The organism is Collinsella sp. wc0583 (assembly GCF_046116915.1).
Lineage (GTDB): Bacteria > Actinomycetota > Coriobacteriia > Coriobacteriales > Coriobacteriaceae > Collinsella.
Window position 1 is genome coordinate 1 of record NZ_JBJXBN010000003.1, and the last position, 23,812, is coordinate 23,812.

Annotated in this window: 16 protein-coding genes; 6 read left to right on the plus strand and 10 right to left on the minus strand. The window is 59.0% G+C overall.

Features of this window, described 5'->3' with window-relative positions:
• Positions 1-205: 205 nt before the first annotated feature.
• Positions 206-1,834, minus strand: coding sequence for a UDP-glucose--hexose-1-phosphate uridylyltransferase (locus ACKUUJ_RS02950; RefSeq protein WP_409064609.1), 1,629 nt, complete (start codon positions 1,832-1,834; stop codon positions 206-208).
• Positions 1,825-3,030, minus strand: a complete 1,206-nt coding sequence (locus ACKUUJ_RS02955; RefSeq protein ID WP_409064610.1) for a galactokinase — start codon at positions 3,028-3,030, stop codon at positions 1,825-1,827. The genes ACKUUJ_RS02950 and ACKUUJ_RS02955 overlap by 10 nt, the downstream gene beginning before the upstream one ends.
• Positions 3,031-3,413: 383 nt before the next feature.
• Between ACKUUJ_RS02955 and ACKUUJ_RS02960 the strand changes: the two genes are divergently transcribed.
• Positions 3,414-4,400, plus strand: a complete 987-nt coding sequence (locus ACKUUJ_RS02960) for a LacI family DNA-binding transcriptional regulator (protein WP_409064745.1) — start codon at positions 3,414-3,416, stop codon at positions 4,398-4,400.
• A 129-nt stretch (positions 4,401-4,529) separates the two neighbouring features.
• Positions 4,530-5,690, plus strand: coding sequence for an FprA family A-type flavoprotein (locus ACKUUJ_RS02965; protein WP_409064611.1), 1,161 nt, complete (start codon positions 4,530-4,532; stop codon positions 5,688-5,690).
• Positions 5,691-5,754: 64 nt separating this feature from the next.
• On the opposite strand, the gene ACKUUJ_RS02970 is transcribed toward ACKUUJ_RS02965, so the two are convergent.
• On the minus strand, positions 5,755-6,558 hold the full coding sequence (locus ACKUUJ_RS02970; protein WP_195444998.1) for a DeoR/GlpR family DNA-binding transcription regulator: 804 nt from the start codon (positions 6,556-6,558) through the stop codon (positions 5,755-5,757).
• Positions 6,559-6,892: 334 nt separating this feature from the next.
• Here ACKUUJ_RS02970 and ACKUUJ_RS02975 point away from each other — a divergent pair, with 334 nt between their 5' ends.
• A complete protein-coding gene (locus ACKUUJ_RS02975; RefSeq protein ID WP_022095149.1) occupies positions 6,893-7,750 on the plus strand; it encodes a class II fructose-bisphosphate aldolase in 858 nt (285 codons plus the stop codon).
• A 321-nt stretch (positions 7,751-8,071) separates the two neighbouring features.
• On the opposite strand, the gene ACKUUJ_RS02980 is transcribed toward ACKUUJ_RS02975, so the two are convergent.
• From ACKUUJ_RS02980 to vsr, 3 genes are all read right to left on the minus strand, one after another.
• A complete protein-coding gene (locus tag ACKUUJ_RS02980) occupies positions 8,072-8,695 on the minus strand; it encodes an HAD family hydrolase (protein WP_409064612.1) in 624 nt (207 codons plus the stop codon).
• 56 nt (positions 8,696-8,751) lie between these two features.
• Positions 8,752-9,681, minus strand: a complete 930-nt coding sequence (locus ACKUUJ_RS02985; RefSeq protein ID WP_409064613.1) for a helix-turn-helix domain-containing protein — start codon at positions 9,679-9,681, stop codon at positions 8,752-8,754.
• A 497-nt stretch (positions 9,682-10,178) separates the two neighbouring features.
• The gene (gene vsr / locus ACKUUJ_RS02990; RefSeq protein WP_409064614.1) at positions 10,179-11,165 is read right to left on the minus strand and encodes a DNA mismatch endonuclease Vsr; all 987 of its coding nucleotides are present in this window, start codon (positions 11,163-11,165) and stop codon (positions 10,179-10,181) included.
• A gap of 148 nt (positions 11,166-11,313) precedes the next feature.
• On the opposite strand from vsr, the gene ACKUUJ_RS02995 reads away from it, so the two are divergent.
• Both ACKUUJ_RS02995 and ACKUUJ_RS03000 read left to right on the plus strand, forming a co-directional pair.
• Complete coding sequence (locus ACKUUJ_RS02995) at positions 11,314-12,099, plus strand: ABC transporter ATP-binding protein (protein WP_006234847.1); 786 nt, start codon at positions 11,314-11,316, stop codon at positions 12,097-12,099.
• Positions 12,089-14,311: an FtsX-like permease family protein gene (locus tag ACKUUJ_RS03000; protein ID WP_409064615.1), complete on the plus strand. Its 2,223-nt coding sequence runs from the start codon at positions 12,089-12,091 to the stop codon at positions 14,309-14,311. Before ACKUUJ_RS02995 ends, ACKUUJ_RS03000 begins: the two co-directional genes overlap by 11 nt.
• Positions 14,312-14,873: 562 nt before the next feature.
• Here the strand turns inward: ACKUUJ_RS03000 and ACKUUJ_RS03005 are convergent.
• The 4 genes from ACKUUJ_RS03005 to ACKUUJ_RS03020 all read right to left on the minus strand — a co-directional run bounded on the left by ACKUUJ_RS03005 (position 14,874) and on the right by ACKUUJ_RS03020 (position 21,153).
• Complete coding sequence (locus ACKUUJ_RS03005; protein ID WP_117797480.1) at positions 14,874-15,905, minus strand: 3-deoxy-7-phosphoheptulonate synthase; 1,032 nt, start codon at positions 15,903-15,905, stop codon at positions 14,874-14,876.
• 579 nt (positions 15,906-16,484) lie between these two features.
• Positions 16,485-18,341: an ABC transporter ATP-binding protein gene (locus ACKUUJ_RS03010; protein WP_409064616.1), complete on the minus strand. Its 1,857-nt coding sequence runs from the start codon at positions 18,339-18,341 to the stop codon at positions 16,485-16,487.
• Positions 18,341-20,707 carry an ABC transporter ATP-binding protein gene (locus ACKUUJ_RS03015; RefSeq protein WP_409064617.1) on the minus strand — a complete coding sequence of 789 codons (2,367 nt, stop codon included), beginning with the start codon at positions 20,705-20,707 and terminating at the stop codon, positions 18,341-18,343. Before ACKUUJ_RS03015 ends, ACKUUJ_RS03010 begins: the two co-directional genes overlap by 1 nt.
• A complete protein-coding gene (locus ACKUUJ_RS03020; protein ID WP_409064618.1) occupies positions 20,704-21,153 on the minus strand; it encodes a MarR family winged helix-turn-helix transcriptional regulator in 450 nt (149 codons plus the stop codon). Before ACKUUJ_RS03020 ends, ACKUUJ_RS03015 begins: the two co-directional genes overlap by 4 nt.
• Before the next feature lie 549 nt (positions 21,154-21,702).
• On the opposite strand from ACKUUJ_RS03020, the gene pflB reads away from it, so the two are divergent.
• Positions 21,703-23,754 (plus strand): formate C-acetyltransferase, encoded by a 2,052-nt coding sequence (pflB, locus tag ACKUUJ_RS03025; RefSeq protein ID WP_035137643.1) that lies wholly within the window; start codon positions 21,703-21,705, stop codon positions 23,752-23,754.
• Positions 23,755-23,812 lie beyond the last annotated feature (58 nt).

A 23,812-nucleotide genomic window follows, 5' to 3' on the forward strand; every position in this document is an offset into this window, starting at 1 on the left:
TCGGATTGGGTCATAGTGTCTGTCGTTGCCAAAACATCGGCGTTGCCTTGTCGCAAGTAGTCATCGGGGACGTTCTTTAATGACCAGTCGTTTAAGAACATCCCCAATGACTACACTCAAAAACGGCGCCCGCTGGCGATGTTGCCGGCGGGCGCCGTTGTCTTGAAGACGAAGTGATCCGTTTTCCTCCGTCCCCAAGGGATCATTACAGTGAGTCGATAAAGCGCTGTTGGGCGGCGCGGCCGGCTTCGTCCCACTTAAAGACGCCGGCGTTGTCGAGCACGTGGCCAAACACCACGCCGACCTCCTCGTGCAGGATGTCGATGGCGTTGTCCGCCGTAAGCTCGTCGGCGCGGCGGGCAAAGATATCCTCGGCCCATGCGGCGTGGCTGCGGCAAAGGTCGTCGCCCTCGAGCGCGCTGGCAAGGTCGTAGCTGGTATCGGCTTTGGCTGCCAGCAGGTGCTCGCGGACAGCGCCGAGCTCGGGAACCAAGCGCGGCGGCAAAATGGCCAGGCCCATGACTTCGATCAGGCCGATGTTCTCCTTTTTAATATGGTGATACTCGGCATGCGGGTGGAATACGCCCAGCGGATGCTCGTCGGTCGTGATATTGCAGCGAAGCGCCAGGTAAGCCTCGTAGATCTCGCCGCCGGCATTGCCGCGGGAGTCGACGCGGCGGATGACGGGCGTCACGGTGTTGTGCGCCATGCCGTCGATTGTGTGCGCGATGACGCCAACCGAATCATCGGTCCACTCGCGCCAGGCGAGAATAATCTTCTCGGCGGCATCGAGCAGCTGAGCGCGGTCGTGCGAGCGCAGGCGCAGCACCGAAAGCGGCCACTGCAGCACGGTACCGCTGACCTGGTCAAATCCGGGCACGCTAAACTGTGAGACCTCGGCGGCATGCATCATGGGGAACTCGTGCGCGCCACCCTGGAAGTGGTCGTGCGACAGAATCGAGCCGCCCACGATGGGCAGGTCGGCATTGGAGCCGATGAAGTAGTGCGGGAACAGGTCCACAAAGTCGAGCAGGCACGTCAGCCCCTTGCGATCCACGTGCATCGGACGATGCTCGGAGCTCATGGCAATGCAGTGCTCGTTAAAGTACGCATACGGGCTGTACTGGAAGCCCCAGCGCTCGCCGTCGAGCTGGATGGGGATAACGCGCAGGTTCTGACGGGCGGGGTGGGCGCCGCCGTCGGCTGTTGCGGAACGTCCTGGATAGCCCTCGTTTTCGATACAGAGCTGGCAGGCGGGATACTTCTCGCCCGTGTTCTTGGCCGCACCGGCCGCGGCGATATCGCGCGGGTCCTTTTCGGGCTTGGACAGGTTGATGGTGATCTCAAGATCGCCCCAGTTGGTAGGGGTGCTCCATTTGATGTTGCGCGCGATGGCGGCACGGCGCACGTAGCCGGCGTCGCAGCACAGGCCGTAGAACCAGTCGGTCGCGGCGCGGGGCTCATTGACGCCCATACGTCCGTTGAACTCCTCGTTTACAACCGAAGGCCTCGGCATGAGCGCGCCCATGATGCGCATGGCGATGCGGTCGCGGCCCGACGCCGTGTCCTCGGCAGCACCGTTGGCAACGGCGGCCTCGGAAAGCACGGCAAGCGTGCCTTCAAGGTCAAAGTCGGGCAGGGTATCGGGGTGCAAAAGTGAGAGTTTCTCAACCTGGAGCGCCCAGGCCATGTCAAGCGCCGGGCCCGTAGCACCGATGCACTCGAGAATGGTGTTGTAGGCCCAGATGCGGTCATCCTGTCCGATCATCGATCGGTGGATGGCATATTCGATGAGGCCCTGCGCAGCCTCGCGCACGTCGGTCATTACAGCCATGCCGCATAAGCCCCCTTGTCAGAAATTGCGTAGTGGCGGGCAGAACCCTCGCCCAGCCAGCTGTTCATCTTGGTAATAAAGGTGTCTACCAGATCGAGCGGCACAAAGGCCTGGATGGTGCCGCCAAAGCCGCCGCCGTGGATGCGGACGGCGCCGCGGCCGTCGAGTACATGCTCGGCCAGTGCCAGGGCATACATCGAGGGCTGTTCGGAGCCCAGCTTGGCAACGACGTTTTGCAGGTACATGGCAGAGCTGGCGCCCGACTCGCGCGTCAGGACCAGGAACTGATCGATATCGCCGGCGTTAAGGGCTGCCCAGCGCTTATCGACCAGGCCGTTTTCGTACCAGTAGTGAACGGCGCGCAGGCAGGCGCGGTCGCCCAGCTTGGCGCGCAGCTCGGGGAGCTTGGCGTCAAAGTCCGCCACGTTTACCTCGCACAGGCGTGCCTTGCCAAACTCGGCAGCGACGTCCTGCATCTCGCGCGGAACGGCGGCGTAGTCGTCGGTAGCTGCCACATGGTCGGCGCCAACCTTAACGAGCACGAGCGCATAACCGTGATCCTCAAAATTGAGCTCGAGCTTCTGGGTTTTAGGCTGAGCCTGGTCCTCAAAGTCCATGTAGGCAAGGCCGCCCAGGCACACAGCGGCCTGGTCCATCAGACCGCAGGGCTTGCCGTAATAGTTGTTCTCGGTGCGCTGGCTCATCTGCGCGAGCGCGACGGGCTCAATAGCGGGCGCGCCCCAGAGCGTTTCCATGGCGCGGCCGTATGCCGCCTCGACAGCAGCAGAACTCGAAAGACCGCCGCCCGAAGGGACGGAGCAGGTAAAGGCAAAGTCGAAGCCCTTGGGCTCAACACCAAGCGCTGCGACCTCGTGGGCCATACCACGCACGAGGCTTGCGGACGTGCCCTTCTCGGACTCCTGAACATCCAGCGTGTCGAGCGTGATCTCAAACGTAGGATAGCCCTCGTCGGCGACACGGACCTTGTTGGAGTCGGTTGCCACGGCGATGCCGTCGACGGCGACATCGAGCGAGCCGGCGATAACGTGACCGCCCTCGTGATCGGTGTGATTGCCGCTGATCTCGGAACGCCCGGGCGCGTGTACGTAGAGCACCTGGCGGTCGCCGATGGGGCCAAACTCCTCCTCGAACAGCCTGGTGAGCGTGGTGAGTGTCTTTTCGTCGGGGGCGGTCATATGGGTCCTTTCCTTGACGCGGGAGAGATTGGTCCGTGTCATTATGAGTACGTTAACAATTTTGAGCACCACAAACCAGACGGTCGCAGCGCTGCACGTTAATAGGTATGTTAACGTACTCATAACACAACGCATATCTATTTCTGAGAATCTGGTAATCGGTAGATTTTCGGCCGTGAACGGTGTAGCCGTATGGACATATGGAGCAAAAGAACCGCTGATAGAAAAAGTAGAGTACGTTAACATGCGTCCGACGATAGCGGGCCTCGGCGCGGGGCGTGCTTCCGCTCGGGCCGACATTCACGCTATTCAGATCTTGCGAGAGCGAAGGTGATTTTGTGGCAAGGCGCCCTTCCAACGATACAGGTACGCGCCCGGTTTCCATGGCCGACGTTGCCCGCGCTGCCGGTGTTTCGCAGCAGACGGTTTCGCGCGTTGCCAACGGCCTTCCTAACGTCAACGAGCAGACGCGCCAGCGCGTGCAGGCCGCTATGCAAGAGCTCGGATTTCGTCCGAGTTATGCCGGTCGCTCGCTGCGCGACGGTCGCTACCATTCGGTCGGCCTGTGCGTCAACGATGTCACCAAGTTTGGCAACCTCTCAATGATCGACGGCATCGCCAGCGCTGCTCGCGAGCATAATTGCGCCATCACGCTGGTCGAGATGTCCAAGACCGAGGAGTTTTCGCTTGCCGAGGCCACGCGTCGTATGGCCGCATTGCCGGTGGACGGCATCATCATCGGCATGAGTCGCATGGCGCCCGATTTTGAGACGTTTAATCCACTGCCGGGCATTGGCACGGTCATCGTTACCATGTACGCGCATCCGCGCGTGACCACGGTCGATTCCGACCATTACGGCTGCTCGCTGCTGCTCATGGATCACCTGTTTGAGCTGGGGCACGAGCAGATTCGCTATATTGGCGGCCCGTCGTTCTCGGTCGACGAACAATTTCGCCGCGCCGGTTGGCAGGATGCGCTCGAGCGTAAGCACATCGAGCCGGTAGAACCGCTTGAGGGCGACTGGTCTGCCAACAGCGGTTACGAGGCCGGTAGGTACCTGGCCGAACACGATCGCACCATGACGGCGATCTATGCGGCAAACGATCAGATGGCAAATGGCGTCATTGCAGCGCTGCGCGATAGCGGCTTGCGCGTGCCCGAGGACGTGAGCGTGGTGGGCGTCGATGACTCGCTCGACGACTTTGTCGCGCATAACGAGCTCACGACCGTTCGATTCGATTTGCATCAGCGTGGGCGCGAGGTATTCGAGCACGCGGTTCCCAAGGCGGGGGCAACGGACAAAACCGTCGCCATTCGCATCCCCGGTCAGCTCATCGTTCGACATAGCACGGCAGAGCCTCGCGCATAGTTTGTGCAGGTAAACGGAGCTTTATCGCATTTCAATAACAATCGGTAAGGATGCCGGTAGATAGCTGTGGCTCTAAAGGCGAGTGTTATGATAGACGGGTTCTTTTGTCTATCTAGGAGGCTTTGCCTGATGGAGATCACCAAGGATATCCGCTACATCGGTGTCGACGATCACGACATTGACCTGTTCGAGGGCCAGTACGACGTGTCCGAGAACGGCATGGCATACAACAGCTATGTTATCTTGGGCGATAAAATCGCTGTCGCCGATTCGGTTGACGCTGGCTTTGTCGACGAATGGCTCGGCAACCTCGAGGCCGTGCTCGATGGACGTACGCCCGACTACCTGGTCGTCCATCACATGGAGCCCGATCACTCCGCCGGTATCGCCGCCTTTATGGAGCGCTATCCCCAGGCACAGATTGTGGCCAGCATGGGCGCCTTTCGCATGATGGTCAACTACTTTGGCACCGACTACCCCGAGCGCAAGATGGTCGTCAAAGAGGGCGACGTGCTCGATCTGGGCGGTCACAGCCTAACGTTTGTCGGCGCTCCCAACGTTCACTGGCCCGAGGTGATCTTCTCCTACGAGTCTACCGACAAGGTGCTCTTTAGTGCCGACGGCTTTGGCAAGTTCGGCGCCAACGACATCGAGGACCCGGAAGGCTGGGCTTGCGAAGCGCGCCGCTACTACTTTGGCATCGTCGGTAAGTTCGGCAAATTCGTGCAGACCGTGCTCAAGAAGGCCGCCGACCTGGACATCCAGATCATCTGTCCGCTCCACGGCCCTGTACTGACCGAGAACCTGGGCTATTACCTCGACACCTACAACACCTGGTCGAGCTATCAGCCCGAGGACGAGGGCGTCACGATTGCCTATGCGAGCGTGTACGGCCATCTGAAGGCCGCCGTTGAGGAGCTTGCATCTGCGCTCGAGGCCCGCGGCCAGAAGGTTTCCGTCTTTGACTTGGCTCGCGACGACATGGCCGAGGCCGTTGAGGATGCGTTCCGCTATGACCGTCTGGTGCTCGCCTCCATCACCTATCAGGGCGAGATCTTCCCGTTCATGAGCACCTTTATCCACACGCTTGCCGAGCACGCCTATCAGAACCGTACGGTGGCGCTCGTTGAGGCCGGCTCCTGGGCGCCCACCGCTGCCAAGGTTATGACCAAGGAGCTCGAGGGCATGAAGGACATCACCCTGGCGCAGAACAAGGTGACCGTGCTGGGCTCGCTCAACGACGCCTCGCGCGCTCAGATCGAGGCCCTCGCCGACGAGCTTTCCAAGTAGCGATATTTCGCTTTTAACGCTCAACCACCACAAAGGGGACAGGCACCTTTGTGGTGGTTTTTGTTTAAGCGCCAGCGATGAGGAGATTTGGGCGGGCGTCGTCGACGATCTCGGCGATTGAGGTGGCAACGGCATGATCGGGGTCACGGTCCATCACGATGGTGTCGACATCTGCCAGCTCGGCAAAGCGGTACATGCCGCGTCCGTTAACCTTGCTGGCGTCCATGAGGGCGACGCTTTGATGGGCTGCGGCGATCATAGCCGTTTTGGTCTCGGCCATTTGGGGAAAGTCGGTCGTAAAGCCGCAGCGGGGGACAAAAGCGCCGGGGCACATGACGGCAAGGTCGGCGTGGACCATTTGGAGCGCCTGCATGGTAAGTGGACCGTACAGATAGCGATGACCTTTGCGCAGTGCCCCACCCAGCATGACGACATCGACCGAGGGCATGCTCTCGTCGATGTAATCGGCGATGGTAATGTCGGCCGTGATGACGGTGATGCCGTCGCGCTGATCGAGGAGCCGGACGAACTCGAGCGCCGTGGTGCCCGAGTCGACAAGCAGCGTGTCGCCATTGCCGACGAGCTCGATGGCGCTTTGCGCGATGGCCTGCTTGGCGGCGACATTGACGTTGATGCGGCGATCCTGGGTGGATACGGTCAGTCGCTTCTGGAGAGACACAGCGCCACCATGCGTGCGGCGCAACTTGCCGGACTCGGCGAGCGCGTCCAGGTCGGCGCGGGCGGTAACGGAGGACACGCCAAAGGTCTGGGCGATTTCTGCCACTTGCACCGAGGCGTTATGCTCGAGCATCTCCATGATGGCGGAACGACGCTCATCGGCGAAAGCTCGGGTTGTTGCGTGGGCCATGTTTGCTCCATTCTCGGCTAAATTTGTAGGAATTGTGTTGAGCCTATTTTCGTTCATTTTCTTTTTGAGTAAGAAAACGCCTTTCGATTACTTATCTTTTCTATAAAAGAAAGACGCTGAACGCCCAAAATTCAATATCGAATACGCCCACTCGGCTCCAATTCCTTCCGTTTACTTTTCAAAAACGACTGTATTGACCTGCATGGGCTCAATATCTCGCACATGCAAAGCCGCTGAATTTCATACAATGGACGCAGCAAAACGCAAGGTAAAACGCCTTGCGGACACGTACGCCCGATGTCCAGATGCGGGCGAGGGAGAGGAGCAAACGCTCATGGCACTTGTTACCACCGAAAAGATGCTCAAGGACGCTCAGGCCGGCCATTACGCCGTTGGCGCGTTCAACGTCGAGAACCTCGAGTTTGTTATGGCCGTTCTGGCCGCTGCCGAGGAGACCAAGTCCCCCGTCATCATGCAGACCACCCCGGGCACCATCAAGACCGCTGGTCTGGACTACTTCTACGGCATGGTCAAGGCTGCCGCCGAGCGCGCTTCCGTGCCCGTCGCTCTGCACCTCGATCACGGCGATGGCTATGACCGCTGCATGCAGGCTTTCCGCACTGGCTACACCTCTGTCATGATCGACGGTTCGCACGAGTCCTTCGAGGACAACATCGCCCTGACCAAGTCCGTCGCCGACGCTGGCCGCGCCATGGGTGTGCCCGTCGAGGCCGAGCTTGGCAAGGTTGGCGGCAAGGAGGACGACGGTCCCGCGGTTGAGGGCGAGAGCCCCTACACCGATCCGGCCGAGGCCAAGGAGTTCGTCGAGCGCACCGGCTGCACCTCGCTGGCCATTGGCGTTGGCACCAGCCACGGCGTGTACACGAGCGATCCTCACATCGAGCAGTCCGTGGTCAAGGCCATCCGCGACGCCGTCGACGTGCCGCTGGTTCTGCACGGCACTTCCGGTGTGCCCGATGAGCAGGTCGCCGAGGCCGTGAAGAACGGCATCTGCAAGGTCAACTACGCCACTGAGCTGCGTCAGGCCTACACCAAGGGCTTCATGGCCTACATGGCCGAGAACCCCGCCTGCTTCGACCCCAAGAAGCCGGCCAAGGAGGGCATGCGTGAGATTACCGAGCTGGTTAAGATCCGCATGACCAACCTCAACTCTGTGGGCAAAGCAGAGTAACAGCAAGGGTACTCCGACTCGCTACATATCCCGGGGAGGGACGAGGGCTTAGTTCCCCATTCGTCCTCGGGCATGCAAAAAGCCTCGCTGCGCACTTCGTGCGGCGAGGCTTTTTGCCCCCTGCGGAAAGATTGGGGAACTAAGCCCTCGTCCCTCCCGGGTTGACCTACTCGAGGTCGTCGCCCTTGTGGCGTTGGGGCGGAAAATAATAAGAAGCCTTCGCGCTGCGGAATGATTTTGGAAACTATGTACGGGACCCGCCCAAACCGTCCTGCTCAATCGCCCTTGTGGTGTTGGGGCTGAAAGGGTGGGACGCGTGGGTTATTTGGTTGTTAGGGTTAACAGGTCGTTGGGGGTTTCGAGGTTGTAGGTGGCATTTGGGATGTCTTGGTGTGATCCCCATGCCGCTCTGGCAAAACTGACCCCTGCCGAAGTTGCGCATTGTTCGTCGTAGACGGTGTCGCCAACGTAGACGACGTTGCCAGGATTCGCGCCCGTACGCCGGAGATATTCGAGCATGGGAGCGGGTGCGGGTTTATGTTCGGTTGTGTCTTCGACAAGGATGATGTGCTCAAAATACTTATCGAAGCCAAGGGGTGCAATTTCTTCTGCGTATTCGTCGCGCGCACGTGAGGAGACGATGCCAAGTTTGCAGCCGTTGTCGGCGAGTGTTGCGATGACTTCAAGCAAACCTGGAAACACGCTGATGGTGCTTTTAAAGCTGGCGGCAACTTGGCACCAGCGATCCAACGTTGCCTGCGAGTAGATCCCAAGTTTCTCAAGGGCATCCTTGCCGGGTATGCCGAGGGCAAAATCAAGCTCGTGTCGGGGGAGCGTTTTGCCGGTCTCTTCTTGGACAATCTGGACAAGCGATGACAGAACGCTTTCTTCTGTATCTGCCAATGTCCCATCAACGTCAAATACGATATGGTCAAAGTGCTTCATATGATTGCTCCTCTCTGTTGTTTGCCTGCAAGTTTGATGCAGTGACAGAAGAAGGGCTAGCGGGATTTCTGCCTGGTGCTATCGAGATTCTGCCTCGCTGCTCGATAGCTCGAAGGAGTGCATCCCATTTGTTCTTTAAATACCTGGCCAAGATGGCTTGCTGTCGCAAAGCCGCATTGGCGCGCGACTGTCTGGACCGTTCGCGTGGTGTGTGCCAAAAGTTCGCAAGCACGGTTTACGCGGTATGCGCGTAGATATGCCGCCGGGGTCGTTCCTGCGCAAGCTTCGATAATGCGGTAACACTCTCTTTCGCTTACGCCGGCTGCAGATGCCATCTGGGGCACATCTATAGCGGCTGCATAGTTTGCGCGGATATAGTCCAGGATTGCCTTGAACTGTACGTCGCGGTTGGTCATCCAAGAGGCGTTGTCGGAGGAAAAGAGCGGTTCGGCCTTGGCGTTAATCTGAATCCAGAGCTCTGACAAACTATTTCGAAGCGCCATCTCGTTCTGCGGCCGTTGAAGGTCGTGGCTAAAGGAGCTCTTCAGCAAATCGATAAAGGGCATATCGTCGGGATTGGTGGGCGACCATTTGAGCACATCGACGCCTCGACATTGAAGCAATGGGTTGATGTAGCGCTTTTGGAGACGTCCCGCGGGATCGCCGAGCATCGACGGCTGAAAGATATGCAGCATTTGAATGGCTGGCGCCGAATTGGGTGATTGCAGCGTGCTGTGCAAAACGCCGCCGTTGATAAAGCCGGCGGACCCTTCCTCAAAGCGTACGTGCTCATGAGCCGCGCGCGTTCGATAGTCAATCGCTCCCTGCTTCATGTAGAAAAGCTCAACTTCGGAATGCCAGTGCCAGGGGACGGAATTGCCCGGATAGCGAGCGAATTCTGCGCGTTCGGCAATATAGGGCCAGTCTTCGGCGGTCTCGGGAAACGCTTCCTCGCGTCCTCCGCGGTGCAATTCTATGTGATCCATGTTTCGCATGGCATCAGTATAAAGCGCGATGGGCTTAGATTGCTCTTGCCTGTTCGGGGAACGCCTTGTCTAGGGATGCTTGGAGCTTTTCGAACGATGCTCGCAAGTTGTGGCTCTGGTTGGTTGAGCGTTTGGCTTTTGTGGTGGGGGAGTCGAGGAGGCCGTCTCTCTGTGTCGGGGGGAAGGAGAAAAGGTCTGCATGTTTTGGGGATGGCTGCCGTGCTACGGCATTGGAAGAATGCATGCTCATACGGCCTCCTCGATGTCCACCAAAAGATTGCGCTCGGGGTATGCTGCTAGGTCCCGTGCGTTGGCAGTATTATGCCGCGGCTGTTGCAAAGAATCGCTAAAGAAAAGCTTAATGAGGTTTGACGTTGCGATGAAACTGCAGGTCAAAGCTATCGAGTAACACTCTTGAAAGGTTTTGGACTTAAGGGCTTTCTAAGGTTTGTGACGTGGATGTGGCGCGGACGTGCGGAGCGTGTGAATGCTCGCTGTTAGCGCTGCGGCTCTGCGGCGCGCACCTGCTCGATGACCTTATCCATCGTGGCGTCGATGCGGTCTTTTTTGAGCTCGCATTCCCAGATGGTTATGGGTGTCCAGCCCATTTGAGTGAGTGCTGCCACGGCAGCGCGGTCACGCTCGACGTTGCGGCGAAACTTTGCCTCCCAAAATTCAACATTGCGCTTGGGCTGGCTCGGATTGCATTTGGGGCAGCGGTGCCAAAAGCAGCCGTTGACGAAGATGGCGATTTTGCGTCCGGGGAAGGCGATATCGGGTTTGCCGGGAACCTTCCATTCCAAGCGATAGCCCGTAAGGCCCGCGGCGCGCAGGCGCTGGCGAACGAGCAACTCGGGCTTGGTGTTGGCGCGCTTGTTGCCCTTCATGGACTTTTTGATGGCGGCGCGACGGCGTACCAGTTCACGCTCGTCGGCGGAAAGGTCCGAGGTATCGATGCCGTCCAGCAGGCCGGGCTTGGGGCGCTTTTTGCTGCGGCGCTTAGGTGCGCGCTTGGGTTTGGTGGCGGGGTGTTCGGTCGTGGTGACCTCGGCGTCATCGGCGGAGCTTGCCTCAAGCCGATCTTCCTTCAGCTCAATCAGGGCATCGATAAGCCCCTTGTCGGCGGGCATCCATTCCACCGTGGCAAGCGAGGCGCGCGGAATCCAGCGGATATCGAGCTGTCGGTCATGTTTCTGAGGCTCATCGGATTCATCGGCGAGCGAGCAGTAGTAGCACTCCATGGAGAGATGAAAATCGGGGTAGTCATACTCAACGGTATAGAAATCGCGCAGGTTGGTAACTTTTACCTGCAGCTCTTCCATGAGCTCGCGGCGCACGGCGTCTTCGGGTGTCTCGCCGCGCATGAGCTTGCCGCCCGGGAATTCCCAAAGTCCTTGCATGTCGCCGTAGCCGCGCTGCACGGCAAGCAGCTCATCGGATCCTTCTTTGCGAATGATCCCAGCGGCAACATGAACAGTCTTCAACAGGAGTCCTCTCTCAATATCATCACGTGGCAGGCTAGCTACCCCTACCTTACACAACGGTAAGGCAAGCGTAAGCCATATCGATGGTAGCTGACTCGTCTTCTTGCGACTATAGATGCCGTAGACTAATCGCAAGAAAGGACTCGGTATGCAAACCACGCACATGGCGACCCCGGTACTGGAGGTCGCGCATCTCGAAAAGGTATATGGAGCGCTGGGCAACGTGACCCGCGCGCTCAACGACGTCAGCTTTACGGTCAACCGCGGCGAATTTGTTGGCATCATGGGCGCTTCGGGCTCGGGCAAGTCGACGTTGCTCAACTGCGTGTCGACCATTGATAGCGCCACGAGCGGCACGATCCGCATCAACGGCCAGGACGTGACGCGCATGAAGCAGGCTAAGCTTTCGCAGTTCCGCCGCGAAGAGCTCGGCTTTATCTTCCAGGACTCCAACCTGCTCGATACGCTCACGGCACGCGAGAACATCGCCCTGCCGCTCACCATTGCCCGCACAAACTCGGCAGAGATCTCGACCCGCGTGCAGGATGTGGCCGCGCGTCTGTCTATCAGTCAGGTGCTCGACAAGTATCCCTACCAGATGTCCGGCGGTCAGCAGCAGCGCGTTGCCGCGGCCCGCGCGCTCGTCACTGACCCCACCATGATCATGGCCGACGAGCCCACCGGCGCCCTCGATTCCAAGAGTGCCCGCCTGCTGCTCGAGAGCCTGGAGGCACTGAATCGCCGCCTGCGCGCCACGGTGCTCATGGTCACGCACGACAGCTTTGCCGCCAGCTACACGAGCCGTGTGCTGTTTATCCGCGACGGCAAGATCTTCACCGAGCTGCGCCGCGGCGACACCGACCGCCGAGAGTTCTTCGACCGCATTATGGAGGTCGTTGCCATGATGGGCGGTGAGGGCTCCGATGCTCTGTAAACTCGCTTGGGGCAACGTCCGCCGTGCCGGCCGCGACTACCTCGTCTACCTTTTGACGCTCACCCTGGGCGTCACGGTCTTCTATGCCTTTAACACCATCTCGATGCAGGTCGACATCGCCGGAATTGATGAAGAGGGCTTGGCGCAGGTTATGGGCAGCATGCTCGGCGACCTGACGTACTTTTTGGCCGGTGTCATGGCCTTTTTGATGGTGTACGCCAATAACTTCATCATGAAACGCCGCAAGAAGGAGTTTGGCCTGTACCAGGTGCTCGGCATGGGGCGCGGGCGCGTCGCCACGATCATGGCGCTCGAGACCGTGATAGTGTCGGTCGTGGCCTTTGTCGCCGGCATTGTGCTGGGTGTGGGACTCTCCCAGCTCATGACGTTCTTTACGGCCTCGCTCTTTAAGACACAGATCGCCAATTTCCACTTCTTTTTCTCGATGCATGCGTTCAATCTGACCCTTGTCTGCATGCTCGTAATGTTTGTGCTCACGCTACTGCTGAACCTTCGCGCCGTGCGTCGTACCAAACTCATCGAGCTTATGGGTGCCGAGCGTCGCAACGAGAGCATCAAGACACGCAACCCCTGGATTGCGATTGCCATCTTTGCCGTGGGCGCGGTGCTTGTGGGCGTGGCCTATTACCGTCTGCTACGTGATGGGTTCCCGCTAACCGCGACGGACAGCAAGCTGCAAGATGCCATGAACCAGTTTGGCATTACGACCGCTATGGTTACCGTGGGCACCTTTGCCCTGTTCTGGGGACTCTCGGGCATGCTCATTAAGCTGCTGCAGAGCCTGCGCAGTGTGTATTGGCGCGGCCTCAACATGTTTACCGTGCGCCAGCTTGCGGCCAAGGTCAACACGGTGTGCTTTTCGATGGGCGTCATCGCGATGCTCCTGTTTTTGGCCATCACCTCGGTGACGTGCGGTATGTCGATTGCCAACGTGATGAACGAGAATCTGGAGCGCTATAATCCGGCCGACATGTCGCAGACGTATGTCTATTACACGCCCGATACGCTCGACTTCTACAAAGAGTCTTTCAATCCGTCTGAGGCCGATCGAATGGTGCTGGCCGATAGTACGGTCGATTTGTACTCCGCATGGCACGGCGATCCATGGCACGGCGATCGTAAGGGCAAGTCGGCGGACAACAACGACGAGACCGGCAAGAAGGTCGATATCGCCGATGTTGCCGGTGAGCATGTGCAGATCGATTCGTATCTGAGTTACCCATTTGGCGGCTCGAATCCTTCGGTGACCCCAAGTGAGATGTGCAAGATCATGGGCGAAAAGCTTCCCAAGGCGTTCGGGGGTAGCAATGCCGATACGATGGGTCTGTTTGTGACGCCGGCAAGCCAGTACAACAAACTGCGTCAGATGATGGGCGAGGAGCCGGTGCACATCGGTCACGACCAGTATCTGCTCACGTGTGATATGGGCGGCGAGCTGGTCGACCTGTACACCAAGTATATGGCTGGCGGCCATGCCCTTACCTTGGGCGGGCATACGCTCAAGCCCGCAACCGATAAGTCGGACGAAGATACGGCGGCCATCGCCAACTCGGCGATGGGCAGTAATCCGGGTACCGTCGTCGTTGCCGACGAGCTGTTGTCCCAACTTAATCTGCAGCCGTATTCCAGTAGCCTGCTCGTTAACTACAAACAGGGGATGGATACGACCGAGGCAGACGAGAGTATTAAATACACTGTGCTCGACAATCTGCTCGTTGACGGCAAGGAGCCGGGGTCGTGGGGAATCTTCATCACACGCTCCGAGATGTACACGCAAGCAGCGCAAATGAACGGTCTTATTAGCTACCTAGCCATCTACATCGGCTTTGTATTGGTCGTTGCATGCGCGGCAATTCTGTCGATCCAGCAACTCTCCAACGTGGCCGACGGCAGCCGCAGCTATCGCGTGCTGGCGCAGATCGGCTGCGACGACCGCCAGATTCGCCATTCGGTGATGGCGCAGCAAGCGGTGTTCTTCCTGTTCCCGCTGGCGGTGGGCTTGGCGCACTCCTTTGTGGCACTTAAGGTGATCATCGAGCTGGTGAGCATATTCGGAAATATGAGCATCGGCGGCACCGTGGGCCTCACCTGTGCAATCTTCCTGGCAGCATACGGTGGCTACTTCCTGGTGACCTACCTCATGAGCGCCGGCATGGTACGAGCCGCCATCGCTACCCGCTACAGCGAGTAACAAGCGGGCAAAACCGTCGCAAAATTAGAGGCGTATGACCGTCGCGAAGGGAGCCGGGTGCCTTTCGCGGCGGTTTTTTGCCTATCTGGTGTGTCTCGGATGCAAGTGAGTAGACTTTTTTGAACTTGCCGAGCACATCGCGACAAATGATCTATAAAACTGCAGGTCAGAGCTGTGGCGTTTTGGGGCGTGCTTGGCCTCCTGCAAAAAGCTTACTCACTTGGTTTTTCTGCTAAAAGACCGCCACGAGGGAAGGCAGCTCCCCCCGGGTGGTCGTTGGGGACGTTCTTAAACGACTAGTCAAACAAGAACGTCCCCAACGACTACCCCAAGGAATGTCCCTGACTGCCGGCAGAAAAGGAACGTCCCTAACTGCCGCATCCGGAGCAAGACAACGCCGCAGGTAGAGGACGGATAGCGAGCGGGTCGCATTTGAGACAAGGTGACGTGAAACGAAAGGGCGCTGACCTTCTGGTCGCGCCCTTGAGGTTGAACGTCAGATTGTACAGGTGCGGCCCGCGCAGCGTCGGCCGGTTACGGCGTTTGGTAAAACGCCGTAACTCTAAATACGTTCCGCGATCTCGTGGATGAGGTAGTCGGTCTTTTCCCAGCCCAGACACGGGTCGGTGATCGACTTGCCAAAGACGCCGCCGTCGACCGGCTGGTTGCCGTCCTCCAGGTAGGACTCGATCATAAAGCCCTTGACCAGCTTGGAGATGGACTCGTTGCGGCGGCAGCTGTCGAGCACCTCCTTGCAAATGCGATACTGCTCCAGCGGACGCTTGCCCGAGTTGTCGTGGTTGCAGTCGATGACCGCTGCGGGATTGGCATAGCCGGCGTGCTCGGTATAGCGCTCGGCCAGGCGCTCCAGATGCTCGTAGTGGTAATTGGGGTAGGTGCGCCCATCGAGGCCGATGTAGCCACGCATAACGGCGTGCGCGAGCGGATTGCCGTCGCACTCGACCTCCCAGTTGCGGAAGATGAAGCTCTGGTGCGCCTGCGCGGCGTAAATGGAGTTGAGCATAACGGTGGTAGAGCCGGCGGTGGGGTTCTTCATACCCACGGGTACCGAAATGCCGCTCGACACCAGGCGATGCTCCTGGTTCTCGACCGAGCGTGCGCCCACGGCAACATAGCTCAGCAAGTCGACGAGGTACTGGTAGTTGGACGGATAGAGCATCTCGTCGGCGGTGAAGAAGCCCGTTTCCTTAATAACGCGCAGGTGCATATGGCGGATGGCCTTGACGCCCTCGAGCAAGTCGTCGGGGGCCTCGGGGTTGGGGTTGTGCAGCAGGCCCTTGTAACCGGTGCCCTTGGTACGCGGCTTATTGGTGTAGACGCGCGGAATGATGATGAGCTTGTCCTTGACCTCCTCGGCGGTCTTGGCCAGTCGGTTCATGTATTCAAGTACCGAGTCCTCGCGGTCGGCAGAGCACGGGCCGATGATGAGCACCTTGCGTGCGTCCTCGCCGGTAAAGACTTTGGCGACCTCGGCGTCAAATGCCTGCTTTTTGGCGGTAAGCTCGGCAGAAAGCGGCATTTCCTCGCGGATCTCCATGGGGATCGGCAGCTTGCGTTTAAATTCCATGGCCATAGGGGCCTCCTCAATCTATAGAAAGAGCAATAAGCGTATTGTTGAGTGTTCGGCATTATCCGCTGTCGCACGCTAAAGTGCAAGTCCTTGTCACCCCGAAACCTGCCAAAAAGGGACAGGTTTATTTTGGCAGGTTTTATCTGGGCAAACGTCGGAGAATGTCGGGAGGGAGTGGCGCCACACGGGACCCTAAGGCTGTTGTCGGTTCCCCAGGAAACACTCCGTGGGCAAAAAATGCCAAATATGAGTACTGTTGCTCACCTAGTAACATATCCGTCTAGCGAGATAATAGACAAAGTGATAAATATGTTCATTAACGTTGGCAGACAGAAGCCTGCTAACGGGCGTTTTGATTAATTCAAAGGCGTATAGGGGCCGCAAAGAGGTCGTTTGAGGTGGTTTTGGCTGTTACTAAAAAGGTGACAGTACTCATATTTGCCCTTTTTTGCCCACGGGGTCTGGAAAGCGCCGTCAATGAGGTCTCAGGAAAAGCGTTTCGAGGCTCGAAGGACACAAAACGGGGGCGCAGGTTGTCCTGCGTCCCCGTTCGCGGGCGTTATTTGTTCCCTGAGGCAGAATTTACGCCGCCTCGTCGAACTGCGAGTTGTACAGGTCGGCGTAGAAGCCGCCTTGGGCGAGCAGCTCGTCGTGCGTGCCCTTCTCGACGATGTCGCCGTCGCGAATCACCAGGATCACGTCGGCGTTTCGGATCGTGGACAGGCGATGCGCGATAACAAAGCTCGTGCGGCCCTGCATCAGCGCATCCATGGCGCGCTGAATAAGCTCCTCGGTACGGGTATCGACGTTGGAAGTCGCCTCGTCCAAAATCAGCGCCGGACGGTCGGCCAAAATGGCGCGGGCGATGGTCACGAGCTGGCGCTGACCCTGCGACAGATTGGTGCCCTCTTCGTTGATCATAAAGTCGTAGCCGCCGGCGAGCGTATGAATAAAGTGGTCGCAGCGTGCGGCGCGCGCAGCGGCTTCGACCTCGGCATCGCTCGCGTCGGGGCGTCCGTAGCGGATGTTCTCGCGGATGGTGCCGTTAAACAGCCAGGTATCCTGCAGCACCATGGCAAACTCGCCGCGCAGCGCCGCGCGGTCCCAGTCGCGCACATCGACGCCCTCGACACGCAGCGAGCCGCCGTCCACGTCGTAGAAGCGCTGCAGCAGCTTAACGAGCGTGGTCTTGCCGGCGCCGGTGGGGCCGACGATGGCGATGGTCTGGCCGGGCTGCGCCTCGCAGCTAAAGTCGTGGATGATGGTCTTGTCGGGCGTATAGCCAAACTTGACATGGTCAAACACCACGTGGCCGGGGCGCTTCTCGGGAATCTGCGCGTCGGCCTTCTGCTCTTCCTCGGGCGCGGCCAGGAACTCAAAGACGCGCTCGGTGGCGGCAGCCATCGACTGCATCGTGTTGCTCACGTTGCCCAGCTGCTGCACGGGTTGCGTAAAGTTGCGCACATACTGGATAAAGCTCTGAATATCGCCAGGTGTGGCATTGCCGGTCAGCGCGAGCTGCGCACCCACCACGACGACGCCCACGTAGCCCATGTTACCCACCAAGCTCATAAGCGGCATCATCAGGCCCGACAGGAACTGCGAGCGCCAGCCACTAATAAAGAGGCGGTCGTTTTGGCGGTCGAACTCTTCGATTGAGGCCTCGGCGCGGTCGAACACCTGAATGACGTTCTGGCCGGCAAAGTCCTCCTCGATAATGCCGTTGACGGCACCCAGGACCTGCTGCTGCTCGCGGAAGTACGGCTGCGAGAAGTGAATCATTACGGTCAGGATAATCGCGGCGGCCGGCAGCGTGAGCACGGTGACGCCGGTAAGCGGCAGGCTGATCGACAGCATCATGACGAGCACGCCGATAATCTGCGTCACCGACGTGATGAGCTGCGTCACGCTCTGGTTGAGCGACTGGCCGAGCGTATCGACGTCGTTGGTGATGCGGCTGAGCACGTCGCCCTTGCTGTGGCCGTTGAAGTAGCTCATCGGCACGACAGCGATCTTGGCGGCGATCTCCTTGCGCATGCGGTAGCAGATCTTTTGCGTGACGCCGGTCATAAGCCAGCCTTGGATAAGGCTGCAAATAGAGCTTGCCAGATACAGGCAGAGCAAAAAGCCGAGCGTCTTGGCGATCCAGGCAAAGTCGACGTCGCCGGTGCCGTTGACCTTGGCAACCAGGCCTTCGAACAGTTTGGTGGTAACCTGGCCGAGCACCTTGGGCCCCACAATGTTAAAGATGACCGAGCACACGGCAAAGGCGACGGCAGCAAACACGGCAATCTTGTGCTGGCCGATATAGCCGAGCAGCTGCCTCATGGTGCCTTTAAAGTCCTTGGCCTTTTCGCCGCGGCCCATGCCACCCATACGGCCCATAGGACCGCGCCGGCGGGTGGGCTTGGGAATCTGAGTCTTGGTCTCGTCTGCCATTAGCGCTCGCCTCCTTCCATGACGGCTGCAATTTCTTCTTGGGTGAGCCCCAGCTCCTCGGCGGAAAGCTGCGATTGTGCGATCTCCAGGTATGCCGGGCAGTTGTGCAGCAGCTCCTCGTGCGTACCGGTGCCCACCACGTGGCCGTCATCGAGCACGATGATCTGGTCGGCGTGCATGATGGTCGCGATGCGCTGGGCCACGACCACGAGTGCGGCGTCGGTAACGTTTTTGGCCAGCTCTTCGCGCAGGCGAGCGTCGGTCTTGTAGTCGAGGGCGCTAAACGAGTCATCGAACACCACGACCTCGGGCTTTTTGGCCAACGCGCGGGCGATGGCCAGGCGCTGGCGCTGGCCGCCCGAGACATTGGATCCGCCCTGGCTGATGGGGGAGTCGTAGCCGCCCTCGCGCTCGGCGATAAAGTCCTCCGCCTGGGCGACGCGTGCCGCCTGGCGCATATCCTCGTCACTCACCATATCGCCGGCAAACTTGAGGTTGCTCTCGACGGTGCCCGAGAACAGGCGACCCTGCTGCGGGATATAACCAATACGGCGGCGTAGCTCGGAAAGGGTCATGTCACGCACGTCGATGCCGTCGAGCGAAATGCTGCCGCCTGTGACGTCGTACAGGCGCGGAATCAGCTGCACGAGCGTGGACTTGCCCGAGCCCGTGGAGCCAATGATGCCGAGCATCTGACCGGCATGCGTGGTGAAGTTCACGCCGCTGATGACATCGGCGCGGGCATCGGGATATTGGAAGCTCACGTCGCGGAAGGTGAGTTCACCGCGTGACGCGCTGGTCGCGGGCAGTTTGGGCGAGGAGGGGTCGTTGATGCTCGTGGGGCAGGTGATGACCTCTTCCACGCGCTCGGCTGCGACCTCGGCGCGGGGCAGGATGACCGAAACCATGGTGAGGATCATAAACGCCATGACGATCTGCATGGTGTAGGAGATAAACGCCATCATGTTGCCGACCTGCATCACGCCGTCGGACACGCCCTGCGCGCCAAACCAGACGATAAGCACGGTGATGCAATTCATGACCAGCATCATGAGCGGCATCATAAAGCTCATGGCGCGGTTGGTGTAGAGCTGCGTGGTCATCAGGTCGAGCGAAGCCTTGTCAAAACGCTCGAGCTCATGCTCCTCGCGGTTGAACGAGCGGATGGGCATAAGGCCGTCGAGCAGCTCGCGGGCGGTAAGGTTCACGCGGTCCACGAAGCTCTGCATCTTTTTGAACTTGGGCATGGTGAGGCCCATAAGCACGCCGACGACAGCCGAAACCGCGATGATGGCCACGGCGATGGTCCACTCCAGGCCGGTGTGGTTGGCCAGGACGCGCATGATGGCGACGATGCCCATGACGGGGGCCATAAGACACATGCGGATAAACAGGGTTGCGGCCATCTGAATCTGCTGAATGTCGTTGGTGCAGCGGGTGATGAGCGAGGCTTGGCTAAACTTGCCCACCTCGGCCGGCGAGAAGTGCATAACCTTGTTGAAGGTCTCGCGGCGCAGGTCGCGGGCGATGGAGCAGGCGGTGCGCGAAGCCACGGCGCCGGTCAGGATGGTGGCGACGAGCGACACCAGACACAGACCAAACATCGTGGTCGCCATGCGGCCCAGGTAGGCGTTCTGCACGTCGGCGGGGTCGATGCCCTGCGCCTTGTACTCGTCCTGTGCATAGCTCACGGCGCGCTGAGTGACGATGGAGCCCGACATGGAGCCCATTTTATCCGCCATTTCGTTGGCGCCCTCGACGAGCTTGCTTTGGTCTACCAGACCGCCCTCGACACCCAGGCGCAGGCTCTTCATGGTGATCTTACCGCCGTCGGCATCAATCTGCTTTTGCATGTTCTGCGCCGCTGCGGCCTTCTGCTGCATCTCGGCGAGCTGCTCGGGCGTCATCGCTGCCATTTGCTCGGGCGTGGGCATGGCCTGAGCGGCGTCGCTGTCTTTCTCGCTGGACGTGCCGGTCATGTCGCCCATGGAGTCGGCGTCGATCCCTTGGTTGAGCGAAAGGACGACGGTCTCGGGCAGGCTCATAATGTCGGCGAGCTTGCTGCCGTCGGCGCGCTCATCCTCGGTTCCCTTGTACGTGCGAATCCCGTTTTTGTCTGCCTTGCCAAACGCAGCTTCTACCGTCTTGGCGTCCTTGGTGCTCATAAAGAGTTCGAGGTCGTCGAGCGATTCGGCGCGAATGGTGTCGGGCACGGGCGAGGCGATGCCGCCTTGCTGCACGCCCACGTCGACGATGTCGCTCATATAGGTAGGCAGCGCCAGATCGGCGTTGCAGCTGATTACGATAAGTACGATAGCTGTGAACAGTGCCAGGACGTGCTTTTTAAAGAGCTTGAGAATCCTCACTCGGCATCTCTCCTTTCTTGATTGCGGTCGATAATTTCGTTGGCACGTCTTAGAAGGCGCACCATCTCTTGGGTATCTGTTTCGCCGAGCTGCTCGAGGAAGGCCGCGCTGCGCTCCTCGAATTCCCGTCGTTTGATTTCGAGATCCTGGAATCCCTTGTCGGTCACCGTGACGTGTACGCGACGACGGTCGGTCTTTGAGTGCTCGCGCTCGACCCAGCCCTTGGCTTCGAGAGCGCGTAGGATATTGGCGATGCGGGCGCTCGAGACCCAGGCGCGATCGGCGAGTTCGCTCGGCGTGAGCGAACCGCCAGCGAGCATGAGGGCGCGCATGACGGCCATCTCGCCGCCGAGGGCTTTGTCCGCAAAGCGCGAAATGCGCTGATGCATGCTGCCGAACTCGGTAAGGAGCTGACGCCCAAGTTCACGGAAATCGGTATCTTCCACCGAAAACCCCTAACACTAGAAACTATTTTCGGTGAAAGATGATACCCCCGCACGCGCACCCTATACGGTAGATTTTGGGACATGCCTAGAAAACAACCTTTAGGCGACCTCCGTACACCGTCGGTATCAGCAAAGTTAGGGGTAGATCTCTGAGCACGTCCTAAAGCCCACTCAGAGGCACTTTACCCTGCTAAAGCTGGCATAACAGCTAGAGTGAACGTCGTACAAAGGCAAGGAAAAAACTAAACAAATCGGTGAACGGTAGTTGTTCACGCTCGCATTTCCTGCGGGTTTGTAAAAAACGCCCTTATGATATAAAAAAAGAAACATATAACAGCCCAGATGGAGAGGGTCGCTATGTTATCCTTCTCAAACGGGTGAAATCTTGGGTTTTGGGTTGCAGTTCCAAGGTGGACAAACGTTTTTCCCTGCACCAACATGTGGTGAAGAACGGAAGAAGCCGGTAGTGCAAGCCGAAAATTCAAGAATTCAATAAGCAGCGGTGTGAGAGAGCGCCGCATTACACGTAACTAGGAGCGTGGTTACACAATGCAGGAGGCATGGGAAGGCTTCAAGGAAGGCATTTGGACGGGAGAGGTTGACGTCCGAGACTTCATCCAGAAGAACTACACCCCTTACGAGGGCGACGAGTCGTTCCTCGTAGGTCCGACCGAGCGTACCAAGGAGCTGTGGGGCGAGGTTCTCGACCTGCTGCTTAAGGAGCGCGAGCAGGGTGGTGTCCTCGATATGGACACCAAGACCGTCACGGGTATCGTGAGCCACCCCGCTGGCTACATCGATAACGCCCACCGCGAGAAGGAGACCATCGTCGGCCTCCAGACCGACAAGCCGCTCAAGCGCGCGCTGCACGTCAACGGCGGTATCCGCATCGCTTGCCAGGCCGCCAGCCAGCACGGCTACAAGGTCGACGAGAACGTTGTCGAGCGCTACACCTTCGAGCGCAAGACCCACAACGCCGGCGTCTTCGATGTTTACACCCCCGAGATGCGTGCTTGCCGCTCGGCTCACATCATCACCGGTCTGCCCGATGGCTATGGCCGCGGCCGCATCATCGGCGACTACCGTCGTGTCGCCCTGTACGGTGTCGACTACCTGATTAAGGACAAGGAGGCCCAGAAGGCTTCCACCCCGACGGTCATGACCGCCGACAACATCCGCGATCGTGAGGAGCTGCAGGAGCAGATCCGCGCCCTCGGCGAGCTCAAGATGATGGCCGAGACCTATGGTTTCGACATTTCCAACCCTGCTACCAACACGCAGGAGGCCATCCAGTGGATGTACTTCGCCTACCTTGCTGCCGTCAAGGAGCAGAACGGCGCCGCTATGTCCATCGGCCGTACCTCTACGTTCATCGACATCTATGCTGAGCGCGACCTTGCCAACGGTACCTTCACCGAGGAGCAGATCCAGGAGTTCGTGGATCACTTCATCATGAAGCTCCGCATGGTCAAGTTTGCCCGTACCCCCGAGTATCAGGCCCTGTTTACGGGCGATCCGCAGTGGGTCACCGAGTCCATCGGCGGCATGGGCGTTGACGGCCGTACGCTCGTTACCAAGATGAGCTACCGCTACCTGCACACGCTCGAGAACATGGGTACCAGCCCCGAGCCCAACATGACCGTTCTGTGGTCGACCCGTCTGCCCGAGAACTTCAAGAAGTTCTGCGCCAAGACTTCTGTCGCCAGCTCCTCGATCCAGTACGAGAACGACGACCTTATGCGCGTTTACCACGGCGACGACTACGGTATCGCCTGCTGCGTGTCCTCCATGCGCATTGGCAAGGAGATGCAGTTCTTCGGCGCTCGCGCCAACCTTGCCAAGTGCCTGCTGTATGCACTCAACGGCGGTGTTGACGAGGTCTCCAAGAAGCAGGTCGGCCCCAAGTATCGCGCCGTCGAGGGCGATACGCTCGATTACGACGACGTTGTGGCCAAGTACAACGACATGATGAAGTGGCTCGCTGGCGTGTACGTCAACTCGCTGAACATCATTCACTACATGCACGACAAGTATTGCTACGAGCGCATCCAGATGGCTCTGCACGACAAGCACGTGCACCGCTGGTTCGCTACGGGCATCGCTGGCCTTTCCGTCGTGGCTGACTCCCTGTCCGCCATCAAGTACGCCAAGGTCCACCCCGTCCGTGATGAGAACGGCATCATCGTCGACTTCGAGACCGAGGGCGAGTTCCCCAAGTACGGTAACGACGACGACCGCGTCGACCAGATCGCTCACGACGTTGTGCACCAGTTCATGGAGTACATCCGCATGAACGACACCTACCGCAACTCCGTGCCCACGACCTCGGTTCTGACCATTACCTCCAACGTCGTGTACGGTAAGAAGACCGGCTCCACGCCCGACGGCCGCAAGGCTGGCCAGCCGTTCGCCCCGGGTGCTAACCCCATGCACAAGCGCGATAGCCACGGCGCCATCGCTTCGCTGTCTTCGGTTTCCAAGCTCCCGTTCCGCGATGCTCAGGACGGCATCTCCAACACCTTCTCCATCATCCCGAGTGCGCTCGGCAAGGAGGACCAGGTGTTCTTTGGCGATATCGACCTTGATCAGCTGGGCGAGTAACTATTGTTAGTGCTATACTAACAATAACGATTACTGATTAGTGCGCCGGTTTCGGCCG

What these genes read in the sequence shown, in the direction of transcription:
- ACKUUJ_RS03010 (WP_409064616.1), bottom strand. Translation starts at nt 18,341, where the DNA reads ATGGCAGACGAGACCAAGACTCAGATTCCCAAGCCCACCCGCCGGCGC.
- ACKUUJ_RS02985 (WP_409064613.1), bottom strand. Translation starts at nt 9,681, where the DNA reads ATGGATCACATAGAATTGCACCGCGGAGGACGCGAGGAAGCGTTTCCC.
- ACKUUJ_RS02950 (WP_409064609.1), bottom strand. Translation starts at nt 1,834, where the DNA reads ATGGCTGTAATGACCGACGTGCGCGAGGCTGCGCAGGGCCTCATCGAA.
- pflB (WP_035137643.1), top strand. Translation starts at nt 21,703, where the DNA reads ATGCAGGAGGCATGGGAAGGCTTCAAGGAAGGCATTTGGACGGGAGAG.
- ACKUUJ_RS02970 (WP_195444998.1), bottom strand. Translation starts at nt 6,558, where the DNA reads ATGGCCCACGCAACAACCCGAGCTTTCGCCGATGAGCGTCGTTCCGCC.
- ACKUUJ_RS02960 (WP_409064745.1), top strand. Translation starts at nt 3,414, where the DNA reads ATGGCCGACGTTGCCCGCGCTGCCGGTGTTTCGCAGCAGACGGTTTCG.
- ACKUUJ_RS02995 (WP_006234847.1), top strand. Translation starts at nt 11,314, where the DNA reads ATGCAAACCACGCACATGGCGACCCCGGTACTGGAGGTCGCGCATCTC.
- ACKUUJ_RS02955 (WP_409064610.1), bottom strand. Translation starts at nt 3,030, where the DNA reads ATGACCGCCCCCGACGAAAAGACACTCACCACGCTCACCAGGCTGTTC.
- ACKUUJ_RS03005 (WP_117797480.1), bottom strand. Translation starts at nt 15,905, where the DNA reads ATGGCCATGGAATTTAAACGCAAGCTGCCGATCCCCATGGAGATCCGC.
- ACKUUJ_RS02975 (WP_022095149.1), top strand. Translation starts at nt 6,893, where the DNA reads ATGGCACTTGTTACCACCGAAAAGATGCTCAAGGACGCTCAGGCCGGC.
- ACKUUJ_RS02965 (WP_409064611.1), top strand. Translation starts at nt 4,530, where the DNA reads ATGGAGATCACCAAGGATATCCGCTACATCGGTGTCGACGATCACGAC.
- ACKUUJ_RS02980 (WP_409064612.1), bottom strand. Translation starts at nt 8,695, where the DNA reads ATGAAGCACTTTGACCATATCGTATTTGACGTTGATGGGACATTGGCA.
- ACKUUJ_RS03000 (WP_409064615.1), top strand. Translation starts at nt 12,089, where the DNA reads ATGCTCTGTAAACTCGCTTGGGGCAACGTCCGCCGTGCCGGCCGCGAC.